At 62.8% G+C, this 13,672-nt stretch carries 17 protein-coding genes and 1 pseudogene; 13 read left to right on the top strand and 5 right to left on the bottom strand.

Annotated features, from left to right (window positions below; translation table 11 throughout):
• Nucleotides 1-198, bottom strand: a complete 198-nt coding sequence (locus tag ACFQDL_RS06730) for a hypothetical protein (RefSeq protein ID WP_379913482.1) — start codon at nt 196-198, stop codon at nt 1-3.
• An 8-nt stretch (nt 199-206) separates the two neighbouring features.
• Here ACFQDL_RS06730 and ACFQDL_RS06725 point away from each other — a divergent pair, with 8 nt between their 5' ends.
• The gene (locus ACFQDL_RS06725; protein ID WP_465263951.1) at nt 207-1,166 is read left to right on the top strand and encodes a methyl-accepting chemotaxis protein; all 960 of its coding nucleotides are present in this window, start codon (nt 207-209) and stop codon (nt 1,164-1,166) included.
• On the opposite strand, the gene ACFQDL_RS06720 is transcribed toward ACFQDL_RS06725, so the two are convergent.
• The 4 genes from ACFQDL_RS06720 to ACFQDL_RS06705 all read right to left on the bottom strand — a co-directional run bounded on the left by ACFQDL_RS06720 (nt 1,163) and on the right by ACFQDL_RS06705 (nt 2,857).
• Nucleotides 1,163-1,660 carry a flagella synthesis protein FlgN gene (locus tag ACFQDL_RS06720; protein WP_379908341.1) on the bottom strand — a complete coding sequence of 166 codons (498 nt, stop codon included), beginning with the start codon at nt 1,658-1,660 and terminating at the stop codon, nt 1,163-1,165. The genes ACFQDL_RS06725 and ACFQDL_RS06720 overlap by 4 nt on opposite strands.
• Entirely contained in the window at nt 1,653-1,970 is a 318-nt protein-coding gene (flgM, locus tag ACFQDL_RS06715) for a flagellar biosynthesis anti-sigma factor FlgM (protein ID WP_379908340.1), read from the bottom strand. The genes ACFQDL_RS06720 and flgM overlap by 8 nt, the downstream gene beginning before the upstream one ends.
• 183 nt (nt 1,971-2,153) lie before the next feature.
• Nucleotides 2,154-2,567: a flagellar basal body P-ring formation chaperone FlgA gene (flgA, locus tag ACFQDL_RS06710; RefSeq protein ID WP_379912932.1), complete on the bottom strand. Its 414-nt coding sequence runs from the start codon at nt 2,565-2,567 to the stop codon at nt 2,154-2,156.
• Nucleotides 2,568-2,641: 74 nt separating this feature from the next.
• Nucleotides 2,642-2,857 carry a hypothetical protein gene (locus tag ACFQDL_RS06705; RefSeq protein ID WP_379908339.1) on the bottom strand — a complete coding sequence of 72 codons (216 nt, stop codon included), beginning with the start codon at nt 2,855-2,857 and terminating at the stop codon, nt 2,642-2,644.
• Between the two features lie 76 nt (nt 2,858-2,933).
• Here ACFQDL_RS06705 and ACFQDL_RS06700 point away from each other — a divergent pair, with 76 nt between their 5' ends.
• From ACFQDL_RS06700 to flgJ, 12 genes and pseudogenes are all read left to right on the top strand, one after another.
• A complete protein-coding gene (locus ACFQDL_RS06700) occupies nt 2,934-3,878 on the top strand; it encodes a chemotaxis protein CheV (RefSeq protein WP_379908338.1) in 945 nt (314 codons plus the stop codon).
• Nucleotides 3,879-3,889: 11 nt separating this feature from the next.
• Nucleotides 3,890-4,741, top strand: coding sequence for a CheR family methyltransferase (locus tag ACFQDL_RS06695; protein WP_379908337.1), 852 nt, complete (start codon nt 3,890-3,892; stop codon nt 4,739-4,741).
• A 294-nt stretch (nt 4,742-5,035) separates the two neighbouring features.
• Nucleotides 5,036-5,437, top strand: a complete 402-nt coding sequence (flgB, locus tag ACFQDL_RS06690) for a flagellar basal body rod protein FlgB (RefSeq protein WP_379908336.1) — start codon at nt 5,036-5,038, stop codon at nt 5,435-5,437.
• Nucleotides 5,438-5,439: 2 nt separating this feature from the next.
• Nucleotides 5,440-5,871, top strand: coding sequence for a flagellar basal body rod protein FlgC (gene flgC, locus ACFQDL_RS06685; protein WP_379908335.1), 432 nt, complete (start codon nt 5,440-5,442; stop codon nt 5,869-5,871).
• 19 nt (nt 5,872-5,890) lie between these two features.
• A complete protein-coding gene (locus tag ACFQDL_RS06680) occupies nt 5,891-6,565 on the top strand; it encodes a flagellar hook assembly protein FlgD (protein ID WP_379908334.1) in 675 nt (224 codons plus the stop codon).
• A 14-nt stretch (nt 6,566-6,579) separates the two neighbouring features.
• Nucleotides 6,580-8,100, top strand: coding sequence for a flagellar hook-basal body complex protein (locus ACFQDL_RS06675; RefSeq protein ID WP_379908333.1), 1,521 nt, complete (start codon nt 6,580-6,582; stop codon nt 8,098-8,100).
• Nucleotides 8,085-8,516 carry a flagellar hook-basal body complex protein gene (locus tag ACFQDL_RS06670; RefSeq protein WP_379912930.1) on the top strand — a complete coding sequence of 144 codons (432 nt, stop codon included), beginning with the start codon at nt 8,085-8,087 and terminating at the stop codon, nt 8,514-8,516. The genes ACFQDL_RS06675 and ACFQDL_RS06670 overlap by 16 nt, the downstream gene beginning before the upstream one ends.
• 332 nt (nt 8,517-8,848) lie before the next feature.
• The gene (flgF, locus tag ACFQDL_RS06665) at nt 8,849-9,592 is read left to right on the top strand and encodes a flagellar basal-body rod protein FlgF (RefSeq protein ID WP_379908332.1); all 744 of its coding nucleotides are present in this window, start codon (nt 8,849-8,851) and stop codon (nt 9,590-9,592) included.
• A 23-nt stretch (nt 9,593-9,615) separates the two neighbouring features.
• Nucleotides 9,616-10,399 (top strand): annotated as a pseudogene (gene flgG / locus ACFQDL_RS06660) (flagellar basal-body rod protein FlgG).
• A gap of 21 nt (nt 10,400-10,420) precedes the next feature.
• Complete coding sequence (flgH, locus tag ACFQDL_RS06655; protein ID WP_379908331.1) at nt 10,421-11,095, top strand: flagellar basal body L-ring protein FlgH; 675 nt, start codon at nt 10,421-10,423, stop codon at nt 11,093-11,095.
• A 211-nt stretch (nt 11,096-11,306) separates the two neighbouring features.
• The gene (locus tag ACFQDL_RS06650) at nt 11,307-12,380 is read left to right on the top strand and encodes a flagellar basal body P-ring protein FlgI (RefSeq protein ID WP_379908330.1); all 1,074 of its coding nucleotides are present in this window, start codon (nt 11,307-11,309) and stop codon (nt 12,378-12,380) included.
• Entirely contained in the window at nt 12,380-13,408 is a 1,029-nt protein-coding gene (gene flgJ / locus ACFQDL_RS06645) for a flagellar assembly peptidoglycan hydrolase FlgJ (protein ID WP_379908329.1), read from the top strand. The genes ACFQDL_RS06650 and flgJ overlap by 1 nt, the downstream gene beginning before the upstream one ends.
• The last annotated feature ends 264 nt before the right edge of the window (nt 13,409-13,672 follow it).

The following is a 13,672-nucleotide window of genomic DNA, read 5'->3' as shown; positions in this document are numbered from 1 at the left end:
TCAATGGACGAGCCAGGTATACCTTGCACCGCTGGCGGCGCTGGCACTGACGCTGATGGCGGAACTGCTGATGCTGGCGCTGCCGTGGCGACTCGGCGCCCTGGCACTGGTGCTGCTGGCAACGCTGAACCTGATCCGGCTGGCGCGACGTCCCGATGCCCGCGCGGAAGCGGAGAGTCCGGGAGAGGCTGGCGCCATGCCCGGGGGTGCTGTCGGAGTTCGGGCTGACGCTGTCGCAGGAGGCCGCGATTGTCGATCAGGAAGTGCAGCGTGCCGACGGCCTGGTGCGGGACGCAGTGCAGCTGATGGCCGCCAGCTTTCATCGTCTCACCGAGCTGTCGGAGCGTCAGGGCACCCTCAGTGCCGAGGTGATTTCACGCAGCGGCGAGAATGGAGAGGCGTTCAGTGTCCAGGCCTTTATCCAGCGCACCGGCGAGATGATGGACCGGCTGGTGGGCGTGATGATGAACGTCAGCGAACACAGCCTCGGTGTGGTCGGACAGATCGACGATATGGTGGCGCGACTGGATGGCATCTTCAGCCTGCTGGAGAAGGTCGAGGACCTGGCCAACCAGACCAACCTGCTGGCGCTCAACGCCAGCATTGAGGCGGCGCGGGCCGGTGAGGCGGGCCGCGGATTCGCGGTGGTCGCCGACGAGGTGCGCACCCTGTCGCGCAACTCCGGCGAGCTCAACAACGAAATCCGTGACGGCATCGCGGCCGCGCGCCAGACCATCAGCCGGCTGCGCGAGTCCGTCGGCAACATGGCGGCCACTGACATGAACGAGACCCTGAGCTCGAAGGAGAGCGTCCGCGCGATGCTGACCCAGTTCGGCGAAATGGACCGCTACGTCGATACCCGGGTGGGCGAGATATCGCAGGTTACCGAGCAGGTGCAGAGCGCGGTCGGCGATGCCGTGCGGGCGTTGCAGTTCGAGGACATGACGACACAGTCGCTGGCATCGTTGCGTCGCAACATCGAGGTGCTGCAGGAACTCGCCGACAGCATCGGCCGGCTGGACAGCCTGGACGATACCGGCCGCTGCCAGGCGATGGAATCGCTGAAAGCCCGCAGCCTGGCGCTGCGTGCCACAACCGAAGAGCGCGATCGCGCGCGCTCGGTGTCCCAGCAGTCCATGGACGAGGGCGAAGTGGAGTTGTTCTAGGCCTTGCCGAGGCGGTTCTGCGCGGAGGCCGGGCCCTTGGCGCCGGTGGCATTGTAGAGGGTCTGATTCTGGTTCTGGCCGCGCAGCAGCGAGAGCAGCTGTTCGGTATTGCGGCTGTTGCGCAGGATAACCTGCTCGTTGCGCTGATTCTGGCGGGTTATGCCCTCGAGCTGTTGCTGCAGCGCCTGCCATGCCGTGGTGGCGTCTGCGCGCAACGTCTCGGGCAGGCTGTCGAACCAGGCCAGCACGCCCTCGCTGCTGGCAGGGAAGCCCTGTCCGGCCAGCAACTGCTCGCGCGACTGGTTCAGGCCTGAAAATTCCTCGAGCAGCTGCTGCTTGGCGCCGGTCGAGCGGCGCAGGGCCTCGAGGTCATGCCGCTGCAGTGCCTCGAGTTCCGCGTCAAGCTGCTGGCCGAGCGCGTCGAGAACGCCGATACTCTGGCGGGCCAGGGTAACGAAGGATTCTGCCGACGGCAGTTGTGCCGGGTTAGTCAAGAGACTGCTCGAAGTCCAGCATGCGTTGTGCCACGCGCTGGTAGTCGATCTGATAGCTGCCGCTCTCGATCGCATTGCGCAGTGCTTCCACCCGGCTCTCGTCGACGGCGGGAGTGTCGGCCAGGCGCTTGTCGGCTGCCTGCAGCGCCTGAATCGAGTCGCTCAGACGCACTTCGTCGGCATGACCGCCGCCCGCTTTCTGTGTTTCGCTCTGCTGCGGCGACTGGCCGCCGACAGGCTCGTTGTCGGTTTTGCTACGGGTACCGGTGGTCTGGCTGTTCGGTGGCAGTCCCGTAAAATTGATTGCCATCCTGGTGATCCTCTGTTTCGCTTATGCACCCGTTATCGGACGCAGCACGGAAAACTTTAGCCTTTTTTGCGATCGCAAAACTTACGACCGGACTTCTGCACATTATATCCTGTGGGAGCCCACTCTGTGGGCGAATGGCTTCTGTGCCAAACCATATTCGCCCGGAGGGCCGGGCTCCTACGATTACCGTGATACCGGGCGCACCAGGCCGCGGGCGATCACGCGGGCGCGGACTTCCTGGCCGGAGCTGTCGTTTCGTACCCTGATCTGCTCGCCTTTCTCGCCATCCTCCAGCGCCGTGCCCTGGGCGCGCAGCTGCAGGGCGCCCTTGCGGACTTCGATGATCAGGCTGTCACCGCGGTGGATCAGGGTCGGCTCGGTCAGCATGCCGGCGTTGAGAATGCTGCCATTGGGCAGGTGGCGGCTGGTGCTGCGGCCGATCACGTCCTCGGGGCGGGTAAAGTAGCCGCGGGTTTCGTCGCTGATATCGAGTTGGCGTATCTCGATGTCCCGGTTGCCCAGCGACTCGCCCCGTCCCAGCGGGCGGCGCGTGATGATGACGTTGCGCAGTATCTCCACCCTGGCGGTGACGAAAATCCCCCAGTGCCGGGGACCGGCACAGGAAACCCGGGTGGTGAGACGGCTACCGCTGCCGCGTGGCGGTTCTACACTCAGGGGCTTTCACAATCGGGCAGGGAGAGGGCGGTGCTGACCGGGTTCAGATGCAGCCGGATATTGGCATCCGGGAAAGCCCGCTGATAGTGTTGGTCGAGAAATCGGTTCGCGGCGGCTTCGACCTGGGCGGCGGTGGTTTCGGCCCGGGCCGTTGTGATGAGTAAAAAGGTGGTCAGGCAAGCGATAACTGGTGTTAAATAAAGGCTGCTCACACGGATGTCCTGACTGGGTTCAGGGCGCTGAAGTGGCTCTCACCGCAAATTCAGATCTCTGCAACGGGTGTTGATAATGTCAGGTATCCTGGACACTGTAAACCTGAGAACCCAGATGGTCGGTCAGAACCGGCTGGAACTGCTGCTGTTCGGTCTGGAAACCGATCAGCAGTACGGCATCAATGTGTTCAAGGTGCGCGAGGTGCTGCAGTGCCCCCACCTGACCGAAGTGCCGCGTCAGACCACCGCGGTGAAAGGTATGGCCCATATCCGCGGCGAAACCATACCGGTGCTGGATCTGTCCGAAGCGATCGGCCGGACACCGATCCCGCAGGACCAGCGTCGCGACTGCTTCCTGATCGTGGCGGAGTACAACAAGCGCACCCTGGCGTTTCTAGTGCGCAGCGTGAACCGTATCTTCAATACCCAGTGGGATCAGATCATGCCGCCGCCGGCCGAGATCGGCGTCGAGAACTATCTGACGGCGGTATTCGAATACGAAGGCCGTCTGATCGAGATCCTCGATGTGGAACAGATCCTGGCGGACCTGTACCCTACCCCCACCACGGTCAGCGAGGAGGTCGCGACCGAGGATGTGCGCAGGCAGGCGCGGCAGTACCATGTGCTGATCGTCGACGACTCCAGCGTTGCCCGCAACCAGATGCAGCGAAGCCTCGAGGACCTCGGCGTCAAGGTCACCGCGGCCAACAACGGCCGCCAGGCCTGGAACCTGCTGTGCCAGATCGCCGACAAGGGGCACAAGCCAAGCGAGGTCTTCCTGATGATGATCTCCGATATCGAGATGCCCGAGATGGACGGCTACACCCTGACCTCGATGGTCCGCGAGGATACGCGGATGTCCGATCTGAATGTGGTGCTGCATACCTCGCTCAGTGGCGGCTTCAATGTTTCGATGGTGAAAAAGGTCGGCGCCGACGGCTTCCTGGCCAAGTTCAACCCCAATGATCTGGCCACCGTGGTGGTCGAGCGTATCGAGCAGGCATCGAAGCGAGCCCACTGAAGGATAACGGCATGATTCAGGGGACGGGAAGGTCCTTCAGCATAAACGGAGAGGATTTCCGGCAATTCAGCCAGTTTCTCGAAAAGAGCTGCGGCATTCTGCTGGCCGAGCACAAGCAGTATCTGGTTCAGAGCCGGCTCAACGGCATCATGCGCGATCTGCAGGTCGGCAGTCTGAGCGACCTTCTCAAACGTCTGCAGGGGCCCGCCGGTCTGCGTCTGCGCGAGCAGGTGATCGACGCGATGACGACCAACGAAACCCTCTGGTTTCGTGACGCTCACCCGTTCGAGATCCTGTCCCGCCAGGTGTTGCCGGAGCTGCGTCAGAGCGTCGGTATGCGCCGGCTGCGTATCTGGTCGGCGGCCTGCTCCACCGGTCAGGAACCCTACTCGATCAGCATGCTGCTGGATGAGTATCGCCAGTCCAATCCCGGCGCCTATCCGAGCGGTGAAGAGATTCTCGCGACCGATATCTCCAGCCGGGTGCTCGAGCAGGCGCGCAGCGCCCGCTACGAAATGCTGGCGATCGGGCGCGGGCTGTCCCAGGAGCGGCTGCAGCGGCACTTCATTCGCGAGGCCGACGGCAGCTGGGTGCTGAAGCCGCCGATCCGCACCCGGGTTCGGTTCCAGAGCCTCAACCTGCAGGGGGCCTATGGCGGTCTCGGCCAGTTCGACATCATCTTCTGCCGCAATGTGCTGATCTATTTTTCCGCCGAGCTCAAGCTCGACATCCTGCGGCGCATGCGTCAGCAGCTGCGTCCCGGCGGTTATCTCTTCCTCGGCGCCTCGGAGTCCCTGTCCGGGCTATCCGATTGCTACCGCATGATTCACTGCCGCCCCGGGATCATCTACCAGGCGATCTGACCGCATCTTGTGGGAGCCCACTCTGTGGGCGAATGGCTTCTGTACCAAACCATGTTCGCCCGGAGGGCCGGGCTCCTACGGACGAATGGCCTCGGCGCCGGATCTGTGCGCCCGTAGGACCGGGCTCCCACCTTATCTCATAATCTCATACGCTTTGCCGCCCGGGCCGGCAAAGCGGCAATGCCTTACCGCCGTCAGCCGCCTGATTTTCCCTGAAGCCCGTAATCAGTGGCTTTTCTTTCCTTGGCACACCACTTGCTTCGTTACACCCAGACGCGAAAAAGAGGCAAGCGGATGTCCATCAACTTTGACAATGCCCTGGGAATTCACGAGCAGGCCACGCTGGTGCGGGCCCGTCGTGCCGAGGTGCTGGCCAACAATATCGCCAACGCCGACACTCCGGGATTCAAGGCCCGGGATCTCGATTTCGAGGCGCTGCTGAAGGGGCAGCAGGCGGAGCCTGCCGCGCCCGGGCTGCAACTGACCCGCACCGGTCATCAGCAGGCGATCGTGGATCCGTCGCTGGCCGCCGACCTGCTGTTCCGCGTGCCGGTGCAGCCGAGTGTCGACGACAATACCGTCGAAGTGCAGCAGGAGATGGCCCGCTACACCGGAAATGCCATCGACTACCAGGCCTCGTTCGATTTTCTCAACCGCAAGTTCCAGGGCTTGAGCAAAGCGCTGAGGGGTGAATAAGCATGTCGCTGTCCAATGTCTTCAATATCGCCGGCTCCGCCATGAACGCCCAGACCGTGCGGCTGAACACCACCGCCAGTAATCTGGCCAACGCCGAGAGCATCGGCTCCAGCATCGGCGAGACCTACCGCGCCCGCAAGGCGGTGTTCGAGGTCCAGCCGCTGCAGCAGGACAGCCTCTGGCCGGCGACAGACGCCGAGGCGGGGCAGGGCGTGCGGGTCGGCGGGGTGATCGAGAGCGAGGCGCCGTTGCGTCAGGAGTACAGTCCCAATCACCCGATGGCTGACGAGAACGGCTATATCTATTACCCCAACGTCAATGTAGTCGAGGAGATGGCCGACATGATCTCGGCGTCACGCTCCTTTCAGATCAATGCCGACATCATGAACACTGCCAAGCAGATGCTGCAGCGTACATTGTCGCTCGGGCAATAAGCCCGGGAGGTAACAGAAGATGAGCACCGTCAACAACGTCAACGGCAGCAATGTCTTTGACCAGATCAACCAGGCCAATCAGAGCAACAGTACGCAGAAATCGCAGAATCAGTCGGACAGCGAGATGTTCATGAAACTGATGATCGCGCAGTTGCAGAACCAGGACCCGACCAGCCCCGCCGATACCACCGACTTCATGCAGCAGATCGCCAGCATGAGCACGGTCGAGAACATTGCCAATCTGTCGACGGCCGTCGAGAAAATGGGGCAGTCGCTGATGAGCAGCCAGGCGGCGCTTCAGGCCTCGTCGATGGTCGGCCAGCGCGCCTTCGTCGAAACCGATCTGGCGGTGCTGCCGGAGGATGGTCAGGTGGACGGCGTGGTGTCGCTGGAAAACAGTGCCTCCGATGTCTGGCTGTCGATCTACGACCGCGACGGCACCCTGGTGGACCGTCAGCAGATGGGCGCCCGCGTGGCCGGCGATCACAGCTTTGTCTGGCACGGCAACGAGAACACGCCCGCGGGCCAGTACCGCATCGTGGCCCAGTCCGTGGACGGCGAAAACCTGGAAACCCTGCCGATCTACCTTGGCCACCGGATCAACAGCGTCACCCTGGGGCAGAACGGCATCGGCATGCAGGTCAACACCGACGTCGGCTCGACCGGTATTAACAACATCAAGCAGCTCGGTTAACCAAGGAGCAGAACATGGCAGGTTTCAATACGGCAATTACCGGGCTGAAAGCCGCATCGACCGATCTCGATGTCACCGGTAACAATATCGCCAATTCCAGCACCGTCGGCTTCAAGGCTTCGCGCACCGAGTTCGCCGATATCTATGCCACCGCTGTCGTCGGCGCAGGCTCGAGCAACACCCCGGGTTCCGGTGTGACCGTCTCCGATATTGCCCAGGACTTCAGCGCCGGCACCATCGAATTCACCAACAACAACCTGGATCTGGCGATCAACGGTTCCGGCTTCTTTCAGCTCGACGACGGCCAGGGTGGCGTGACCTACACCCGCGCCGGTGCCTTCGAGCTGGACAAGGACGGCAATATCATTTCGAAGAGCGGCAAGTACCTGCAGGGCTACGGTCTGGATGACCAGGGCAACCTGCTGCCGGTCGGCAACCTGTCCGTGACCCAGAAGGAAAGCCCGCCCAAGGCGACCGAGGATATCGACCTGTCGTTCAATATCGATGCGCGGAAGGATTCGTCGTTGCTGCTGAGGCCCTACGACAAGGATGAGCCTTCGTCTTTTACCTACAGCACGACGGTCAGGACTTTCGACAGCCTGGGCAACGAGCATACCGTGAAGTTCAATATGGTCGAGCAGCCGCCCGAGCGGGAAGTGCAGACGCTGGATTTCGACAGCCTGAGCGGGACCGTCGACATCTCGGGCGTGACGGTTGACCTGGACATACTGGCCACTGGGCGCGCACCGGGGGCAACTCCCGCCGAGCAGGCCGCGGCGGACGCGGAAATAGCGGCGCTCATGGACACGACGACCGGCGACTCACGCATCGCCTCGGTGACAGTGGATACCGCCAATGATGACCTGATCATCACATTCAGGGCGTCGGCAACCGATATCGACGAGATTCAGGTGGCGAATCCCAGCGCTGCAACCCTGAGCAGCATCACCAGCGAACAGCTGGCGGCCAACGAGACCCATACCTATGGCATCGGCAATACGCCGCTGGCAGCCGATAGTGTCCTGACCATCGGCGGTGTGGAGATTCAGCTGGATGCGGGGATGACGGCGACCCAGGTAGGGCAGGCCATCGTCTCGTTCCAGGGGGCTATCAAGGACCTGAATCCGGACGTGGAATCGGTGCTCTACAACACCAATACCGATGAGATCGAGATCGCGTTCAAGGCCGAGTCCGGCAATGTCGCGAACGGCCTGCTGGCCCTTTCGGATCCCGGCTCGGTTCTCGGATCGCCCACGATCGTTCCCGGTGACAACAGCTTCCAGGGCGTCTACCGGGTGTATGCGTATCTCAACGGCGACGAGCTGCTCGATATAGGCAAGACCGTGGATCCCGGCGAGCCCGGTTATCAGGCGGATCAGACCGAGGTCGGGCCCGTGCTCATCACTTTCGATCCGACCAGCGGCATGCTGAATAGCATCAACGGCCGTCAGTTTCCCGTCGGTGGCGCTGTGCCGGCACTGACGATCAAGGGGCGGATCCGGCCAACAGCGAAACCGAAATCCGGCTCGATCTGACCAACACCACGCAGTTCGCCTCGGCGTCCATCGTCAAGAGCCAGCAGCAGGACGGCTACACCAAGGGCGACCTGATCGGGGTGACCTTCAGCAGCGAGGGGGAAATGGTCGCGTCCTTCAGTAATGGCCAGAACCAGTCGCTGGGCGTGGTGGCGATCTCGACCTTCGAGAACCAGTCCGGACTGCAGCCCAGCGGCGATACCGAATGGATCGCGACCCTGGATTCGGGCGACGCCATCACCAACCCGCCGGGGGCCGGCCTGAACGGCACCCTGCGCTCGGCGGCGCTGGAACAGTCCAACGTCGACCTGTCGGCGGAGCTGGTCCGGCTGATCGAGGCACAGCGTAACTTCCAGGCCAACTCCAAGACCCTGGAAACCCTCAATACGGTGACGCAGAACATTCTGCAGATCTGATATGAACGTTACGCGTGACCGGTTCCCTGAAAATTGCTCCTTCATTTTCAGGATTTCCACCGACCCTGGCGGTTACGCGTGACGCGTCAAAGAGGTCGGGCTGCGCCCGACATGGTGGGTTACGCGGCGCCCGAACGACGCAAAGGGCATTGAGCCTGCAGTCTTGCGCCGCTAACGCCACCCTACGCCAAAAGAAGCGGCATCGAGGTTATCACCTGGTGCCGCTTTTGCTTTTCACGCGCCTGTCTCCCGTTATCGCTCGTTGGCACATATCCTGCTTTCTTTAGACAAACGCCGTGAAAGCGGCAAAGGATTTCCCAGCGAGGCTGCAGATGGACAAAGTGCTTTATGTCGCGATGAGCGGCGCGCGCGAGACGATGCTGGCGCAGCAGGCCCACGCCAACAATCTGGCCAACGCCACCACGACGGGGTTCAAGGCGGATCTGGCCCAGGCGCGGGCGATGCCGGTGTTCGGCGACGGACTGCCGAGCCGCGTCTATGCCCAGACCGAACGTCCGGCGACCGATATCAGTACTGGCACCCTGACACAGACCGGGCGCGATCTCGATGTCGCCATCGACGGCGAGGGCTGGATCGCGGTGCTGGCGCCGGATGGCACCGAGGCCTACACCCGGGCCGGCGAGCTGCAGATCAATGCCGCCAATCAGCTGGTCACGGGCAGCGGATTGCCGGTCATGGGCGCCGGTGGCATTCCGGTCATCATTCCGCCCTCGGAAAAGATCGATATTGCTGTTGACGGTACCATCACGGCGCGCCCGCTCGGCGAGGATGCGGCAGAACTGTTGCTGGTGGACCGGATCAAGCTGGTGCGGCCCGAGGCCGGCACCCTGTTCAAGGGGCAGGACGGCCTGATGCGTTCCGGTACGCCGCAGCCGCTGCCGCCGGCCCTGGATGTCAGCCTGCGTCCCGGTTATCTCGAAACCAGCAACGTCAATGCGGTCAGTGAGCTGACCGACATCATCAGCTTGGCGCGTCAGTTCGAGATGCAGGTGAAGCTGATGAAAACCGCCGAAGAAAATTCCACCGCCGCTGCCCGTGTGCTGCAGCTGAGCTGATCGCGAATCCAGGAGAAATATTCATGAATGGAGCCCTGTTCGTCGCCAAGACCGGCCTCAGCGCCCAGGATACCGCCCTCAAGGTGATCTCCAACAACCTGGCGAACGTCAGCACCGTCGGTTTCAAGAAGGACCGCGCGGTGTTCGAGGATCTGCTGTACCAGATCAAGCGCCAGCCCGGCGCCCAGTCGGCCCAGGAGTCACAATTGCCATCCGGCCTGCAGCTTGGCAGCGGCGTGCGTACCGTCGGCACTCACAAGCAGTTCGAGACCGGAGACCTGCAGATCACCGAAGAGGCGTTCGACGTCGCCATCAACGGCCGCGGTTTCTTCCAGGTCGTGCAGCCCAACGGCGATATCGCCTATACCCGCAACGGCCAGTTCCAGCTCAACAGTGACGGCCAGCTGGTGACTGCCGAGGGCTTCCTGATCGAGCCGGCGATCACGTTGCCGGACGAGGTGCTGAGCTTTACCATCGGCCTCGACGGTACCGTTCAGGCGACGGTGGCGGGGGATCCCAATCCGCAGGAGATCGGTCAGCTGGAACTGGCCGATTTCGTCAACCCCAGGGACTCGAGGCGATCGGCCAGAACCTCTTTATCGAAACGGCCGCCAGTGGCGCCCTCAGCTGGCGATTCCGGGCGAGGCCGGTACCGGCCTGCTGCAGCAGGGCTCGCTGGAGGGCTCAAACGTCAACGCGGTGGAGGAGCTGGTGAACATGATCACCACGCAGCGGGCCTACGAGCTCAACTCCCGCGTCATTTCGACCGCCGACGAGATGCTGTCCTTCGTGACGCAGCAGCTCTGACAACAGACTGGGGTGGCTTCGATGATCGTCCGCAACTCCCTGATCCTGATACTGGCCCTGGTGCTGGGCGGCTGTGTCAGCAAGCCGCCGAAACCAGACAATCCCTATTTCGCGCCGATACCCCCGCAGGCGTATCAGGCGCCGGCGCCGGTCAACGGCTCGCTCTACAATCAGGCGACCAGCGTGAACCTGTATGGCGACGGCCGTGCCAGCCGGGTCGGGGATATCATCACCGTGGTGCTGTCGGAACGCACCCAGTCGACGAAGAAAGCCGCCACCGACATCGACAAGAGCAACGATGTCAGCCTGCCGCAGCCGGAGCTCTTCGGACGCGGGCTCAGCGCCTTCGGCAACCCGATCAGCTTTTCGGCCGGTACCGACAGCCAGTTCGAGAGCGAAGGGACCTCGGACATGAGCAACAGCCTCAGTGGCAACATCACCGTGACCATCCACGAGGTCCGTCCCAATGGCACCCTGCTGGTCAAGGGCGAGAAATGGCTGACGCTGAATCAGGGCGACGAGTATATAAGGGTCAGCGGCATTGTCCGGGAGCGGGATATAGGTGCCGACAATACGGTATCCTCGACCAAGCTGGCCGATGCCCGGATCTCCTACAGCGGTACCGGCGCCGTGCATGAGTCCAACGTCATGGGCTGGCTCGGCAAGTTCTTTATCAGCCCGCTCTGGCTGTTCTGAGGAGAGACAGGCTATGTGGCTCAAGACACTTTGCACGGTCGTAGGATGGGTGAGGCGCGCATGGCTGCGATTCGGCCGTTGCTCAGGAGCCGAAGCGCGCCGTAACCCATCAACGGTTGTCACAAGTGGCATGATGGGTTACGCGACGCCCAAACATTCACCTCACTTTGAAAAAAGGTACAAAAGCGTCGCTCACCCATCCTACGTATTAATGATCCTGTGTCTGAGCTGGGTCGCCTCCGTGGCTCAGGCCGACCGCCTCAAGGATATCGCCTCGGTGGCGGGTGTGCGCCCGAACCAGCTGGTCGGTTACGGCCTGGTCGTGGGCCTCGACGGCACCGGCGACAAGACCAGCTTCACCTCCCAGACCTTTCGCAACATGCTGAACAATTTCGGTGTGGCGATTCCGGCCGATCAGAACCCCTCGTCGAAGAATATTGCCGCGGTGGCGATCCACGCCGAGCTGCCGGCCTTCGCCAAGCCCGGACAGACCATCGATATCACCGTCTCCGCGATCGGCGATGCCAAGAGTCTGCGTGGCGGCAGCCTGTTGATGTCGCCGCTCAAGGGCGCCGACGGTCAGGTCTATGCGCTGGCACAGGGTAATCTGGTGGTGTCCGGCTTTGGCGCCGAGGGCCGCGACGGTTCCCGTTTGTCGGTCAACGTGCCGAGTGTCGGCCGCATCCCGAACGGCGCCACCGTCGAGCGCTCGGTACCGAACGGCTTTGCCCAGGGCGATAGCCTGATGCTGAACCTTCACCACGCCGACTTCACCACCGCTCGCCGTGTCGCCGAACAGATCAACGGCCTGCTGGGGCCCGAGATGGCGTCGGCGATGGATGCCGCCACGATCCGGGTGCGGGCGCCCCGGGATCCTTCCCAGCGGGTGTCCTATCTGTCGGTGCTGGAGAATCTCGAGGTCGAGCCGGCCGAGGAGGTCGCCCGGGTTATCATCAACTCCCGTACCGGCACCATCGTCATCGGCCAGAATGTGCGCATCTCGCCGGTGGCGATCACCCATGGCGGCATGACCGTATCGATCACCGAGTCCTTCGACGTCAGTCAGCCGGGTCCGCTGAGCGAGGGGCAGACCGTCGTGACGCCCCGCACTGGCATCGAGGTCGACGAAGGCTCGGGCCACATGTTCGAGTTCGCGCCGGGCGCGACGCTGCAGGATATCGTCGAGGCGGTCAACCAGGTCGGAGCCGCGCCGGGCGACCTGATGGCGATTCTCGAAGCCCTGAAGCAGGCCGGCGCCCTGCGTGCCGAACTGGTGGTGATCTGATGGAACGCAGCAATGGCATGGGCCAGAAGGCGCAACTCTACACCGACCTCAATCAGCTGAGCGAGATCAAGCGTACTTCCCGGGAGGACAGCCCCGAGGCGCTGGCCCAGGTCGCGAAGCAGTTCGAGCAGATGTTCATGAGCATGATGCTCAAGAGCATGCGCGAGGCCAATGCCGCCTTCAGCGAAGACAGCCCGTTCAGCAGCGGCGATGTGCAGTTCTACCAGGGCATGCTGGATCAACAACTGACGATGGAGATGGCCCAGGGCAAGGGTATGGGGCTGGCCGAGGTGCTGGTGCGGCAGCTCGGCCAGCAGCTGAATATCGGCGACGAGAACAGCGAGCAACGGGAACTGAAGCCCCTGAGCGAATCCGACCGCATGCTGCGCCGGGCGTTCGACAACGGCGCCAGCCTTGCTGCACAGGCAAAGCTGGGCCAGCCGGCGATAGCCGCTGCGGGCAAAGAGAAGACGGAAGCGCCGCCGCACGTCAGCGCACCCGACCGCGCTGCAAAGGCTGCGAAGGCCCATGAACCCTCGGCATTCGAGTCGCCGGCGCATTTCGTCGAGACGCTGCTGCCCCATGCCGAGCGGCTGGCGCCTGAAATCGGCGTCGATCCGAAGGTGCTGCTGGCGCAGGCTGCGCTCGAAACCGGCTGGGGCCGTCATATCGTGCAGGACGGCGGCGGCAACAGCAGCCGCAACCTGTTCAACATCAAGGCGGACAGCCGCTGGCAGGGCGAAAGGGTCGGCGTGACCACGCTGGAATACCGCAATGGCGTGGCGGTGCGCGAGCCGTCTGCCTTCAGGGCCTACGGCTCCTACGCCGACAGCTTCGAGGACTACGTCCGCTTCGTGCAGCAGAACCCGCGCTACCAGCAGGCGCTGGAACAGGCCGCCGACCCCCAGGCCTACCTGCGCGAGCTGCAGGCCGCCGGCTACGCCACCGACCCGGCCTATGCGAAGAAGATCGAGCAGATTTTCCAGGGCGATCAGCTGGCGGGAAGTTTTGGGGATAACGGTGAATAATCGCAATGGAGGGTGGAACGCCACCCGGAATGCGATTCACCGGTGGAATTCGGCTCCCTCATGCCCTACGTCGCGATCATTATGTAGGGTGCCGGTGAGTGCAACGAACCGCACCGTTAATCCGCCGGTGCGGTGCGCTTCGCTTACCGGCACCCTACAGGGTTCCGTAGTGCGTAGGGTGGAATAAGCGCCGAAGGCGCGAATTCCACCGGCGATATCAGCAGGCAGCGGAGCCGGGAGCAAATGCCGGTGAGGGAACCGAAT

The organism is Marinobacterium aestuariivivens (genome assembly GCF_042661465.1).
GTDB classification, from domain to species: Bacteria; Pseudomonadota; Gammaproteobacteria; order Pseudomonadales; family Balneatricaceae; genus Marinobacterium_A; species Marinobacterium_A aestuariivivens.
Note: the sequence above shows the minus strand (reverse complement) of the source record. Positions and strands in the feature narration are given on the sequence as shown.

Bases quoted from the DNA above. Each gene is read 5' to 3' on its own strand.
- ACFQDL_RS06730 (WP_379913482.1), bottom strand. From the start codon at position 198: ATGGCGCCAGCCTCTCCCGGACTCTCCGCTTCCGCGCGGGCATCGGGA.
- flgM (WP_379908340.1), bottom strand. From the start codon at position 1,970: ATGGCAATCAATTTTACGGGACTGCCACCGAACAGCCAGACCACCGGT.
- ACFQDL_RS06700 (WP_379908338.1), top strand. From the start codon at position 2,934: ATGTCAGGTATCCTGGACACTGTAAACCTGAGAACCCAGATGGTCGGT.
- ACFQDL_RS06695 (WP_379908337.1), top strand. From the start codon at position 3,890: ATGATTCAGGGGACGGGAAGGTCCTTCAGCATAAACGGAGAGGATTTC.
- flgB (WP_379908336.1), top strand. From the start codon at position 5,036: ATGTCCATCAACTTTGACAATGCCCTGGGAATTCACGAGCAGGCCACG.
- flgC (WP_379908335.1), top strand. From the start codon at position 5,440: ATGTCGCTGTCCAATGTCTTCAATATCGCCGGCTCCGCCATGAACGCC.
- ACFQDL_RS06680 (WP_379908334.1), top strand. From the start codon at position 5,891: ATGAGCACCGTCAACAACGTCAACGGCAGCAATGTCTTTGACCAGATC.
- ACFQDL_RS06675 (WP_379908333.1), top strand. From the start codon at position 6,580: ATGGCAGGTTTCAATACGGCAATTACCGGGCTGAAAGCCGCATCGACC.
- flgF (WP_379908332.1), top strand. From the start codon at position 8,849: ATGGACAAAGTGCTTTATGTCGCGATGAGCGGCGCGCGCGAGACGATG.
- flgH (WP_379908331.1), top strand. From the start codon at position 10,421: ATGATCGTCCGCAACTCCCTGATCCTGATACTGGCCCTGGTGCTGGGC.
- ACFQDL_RS06650 (WP_379908330.1), top strand. From the start codon at position 11,307: ATGATCCTGTGTCTGAGCTGGGTCGCCTCCGTGGCTCAGGCCGACCGC.
- flgJ (WP_379908329.1), top strand. From the start codon at position 12,380: ATGGAACGCAGCAATGGCATGGGCCAGAAGGCGCAACTCTACACCGAC.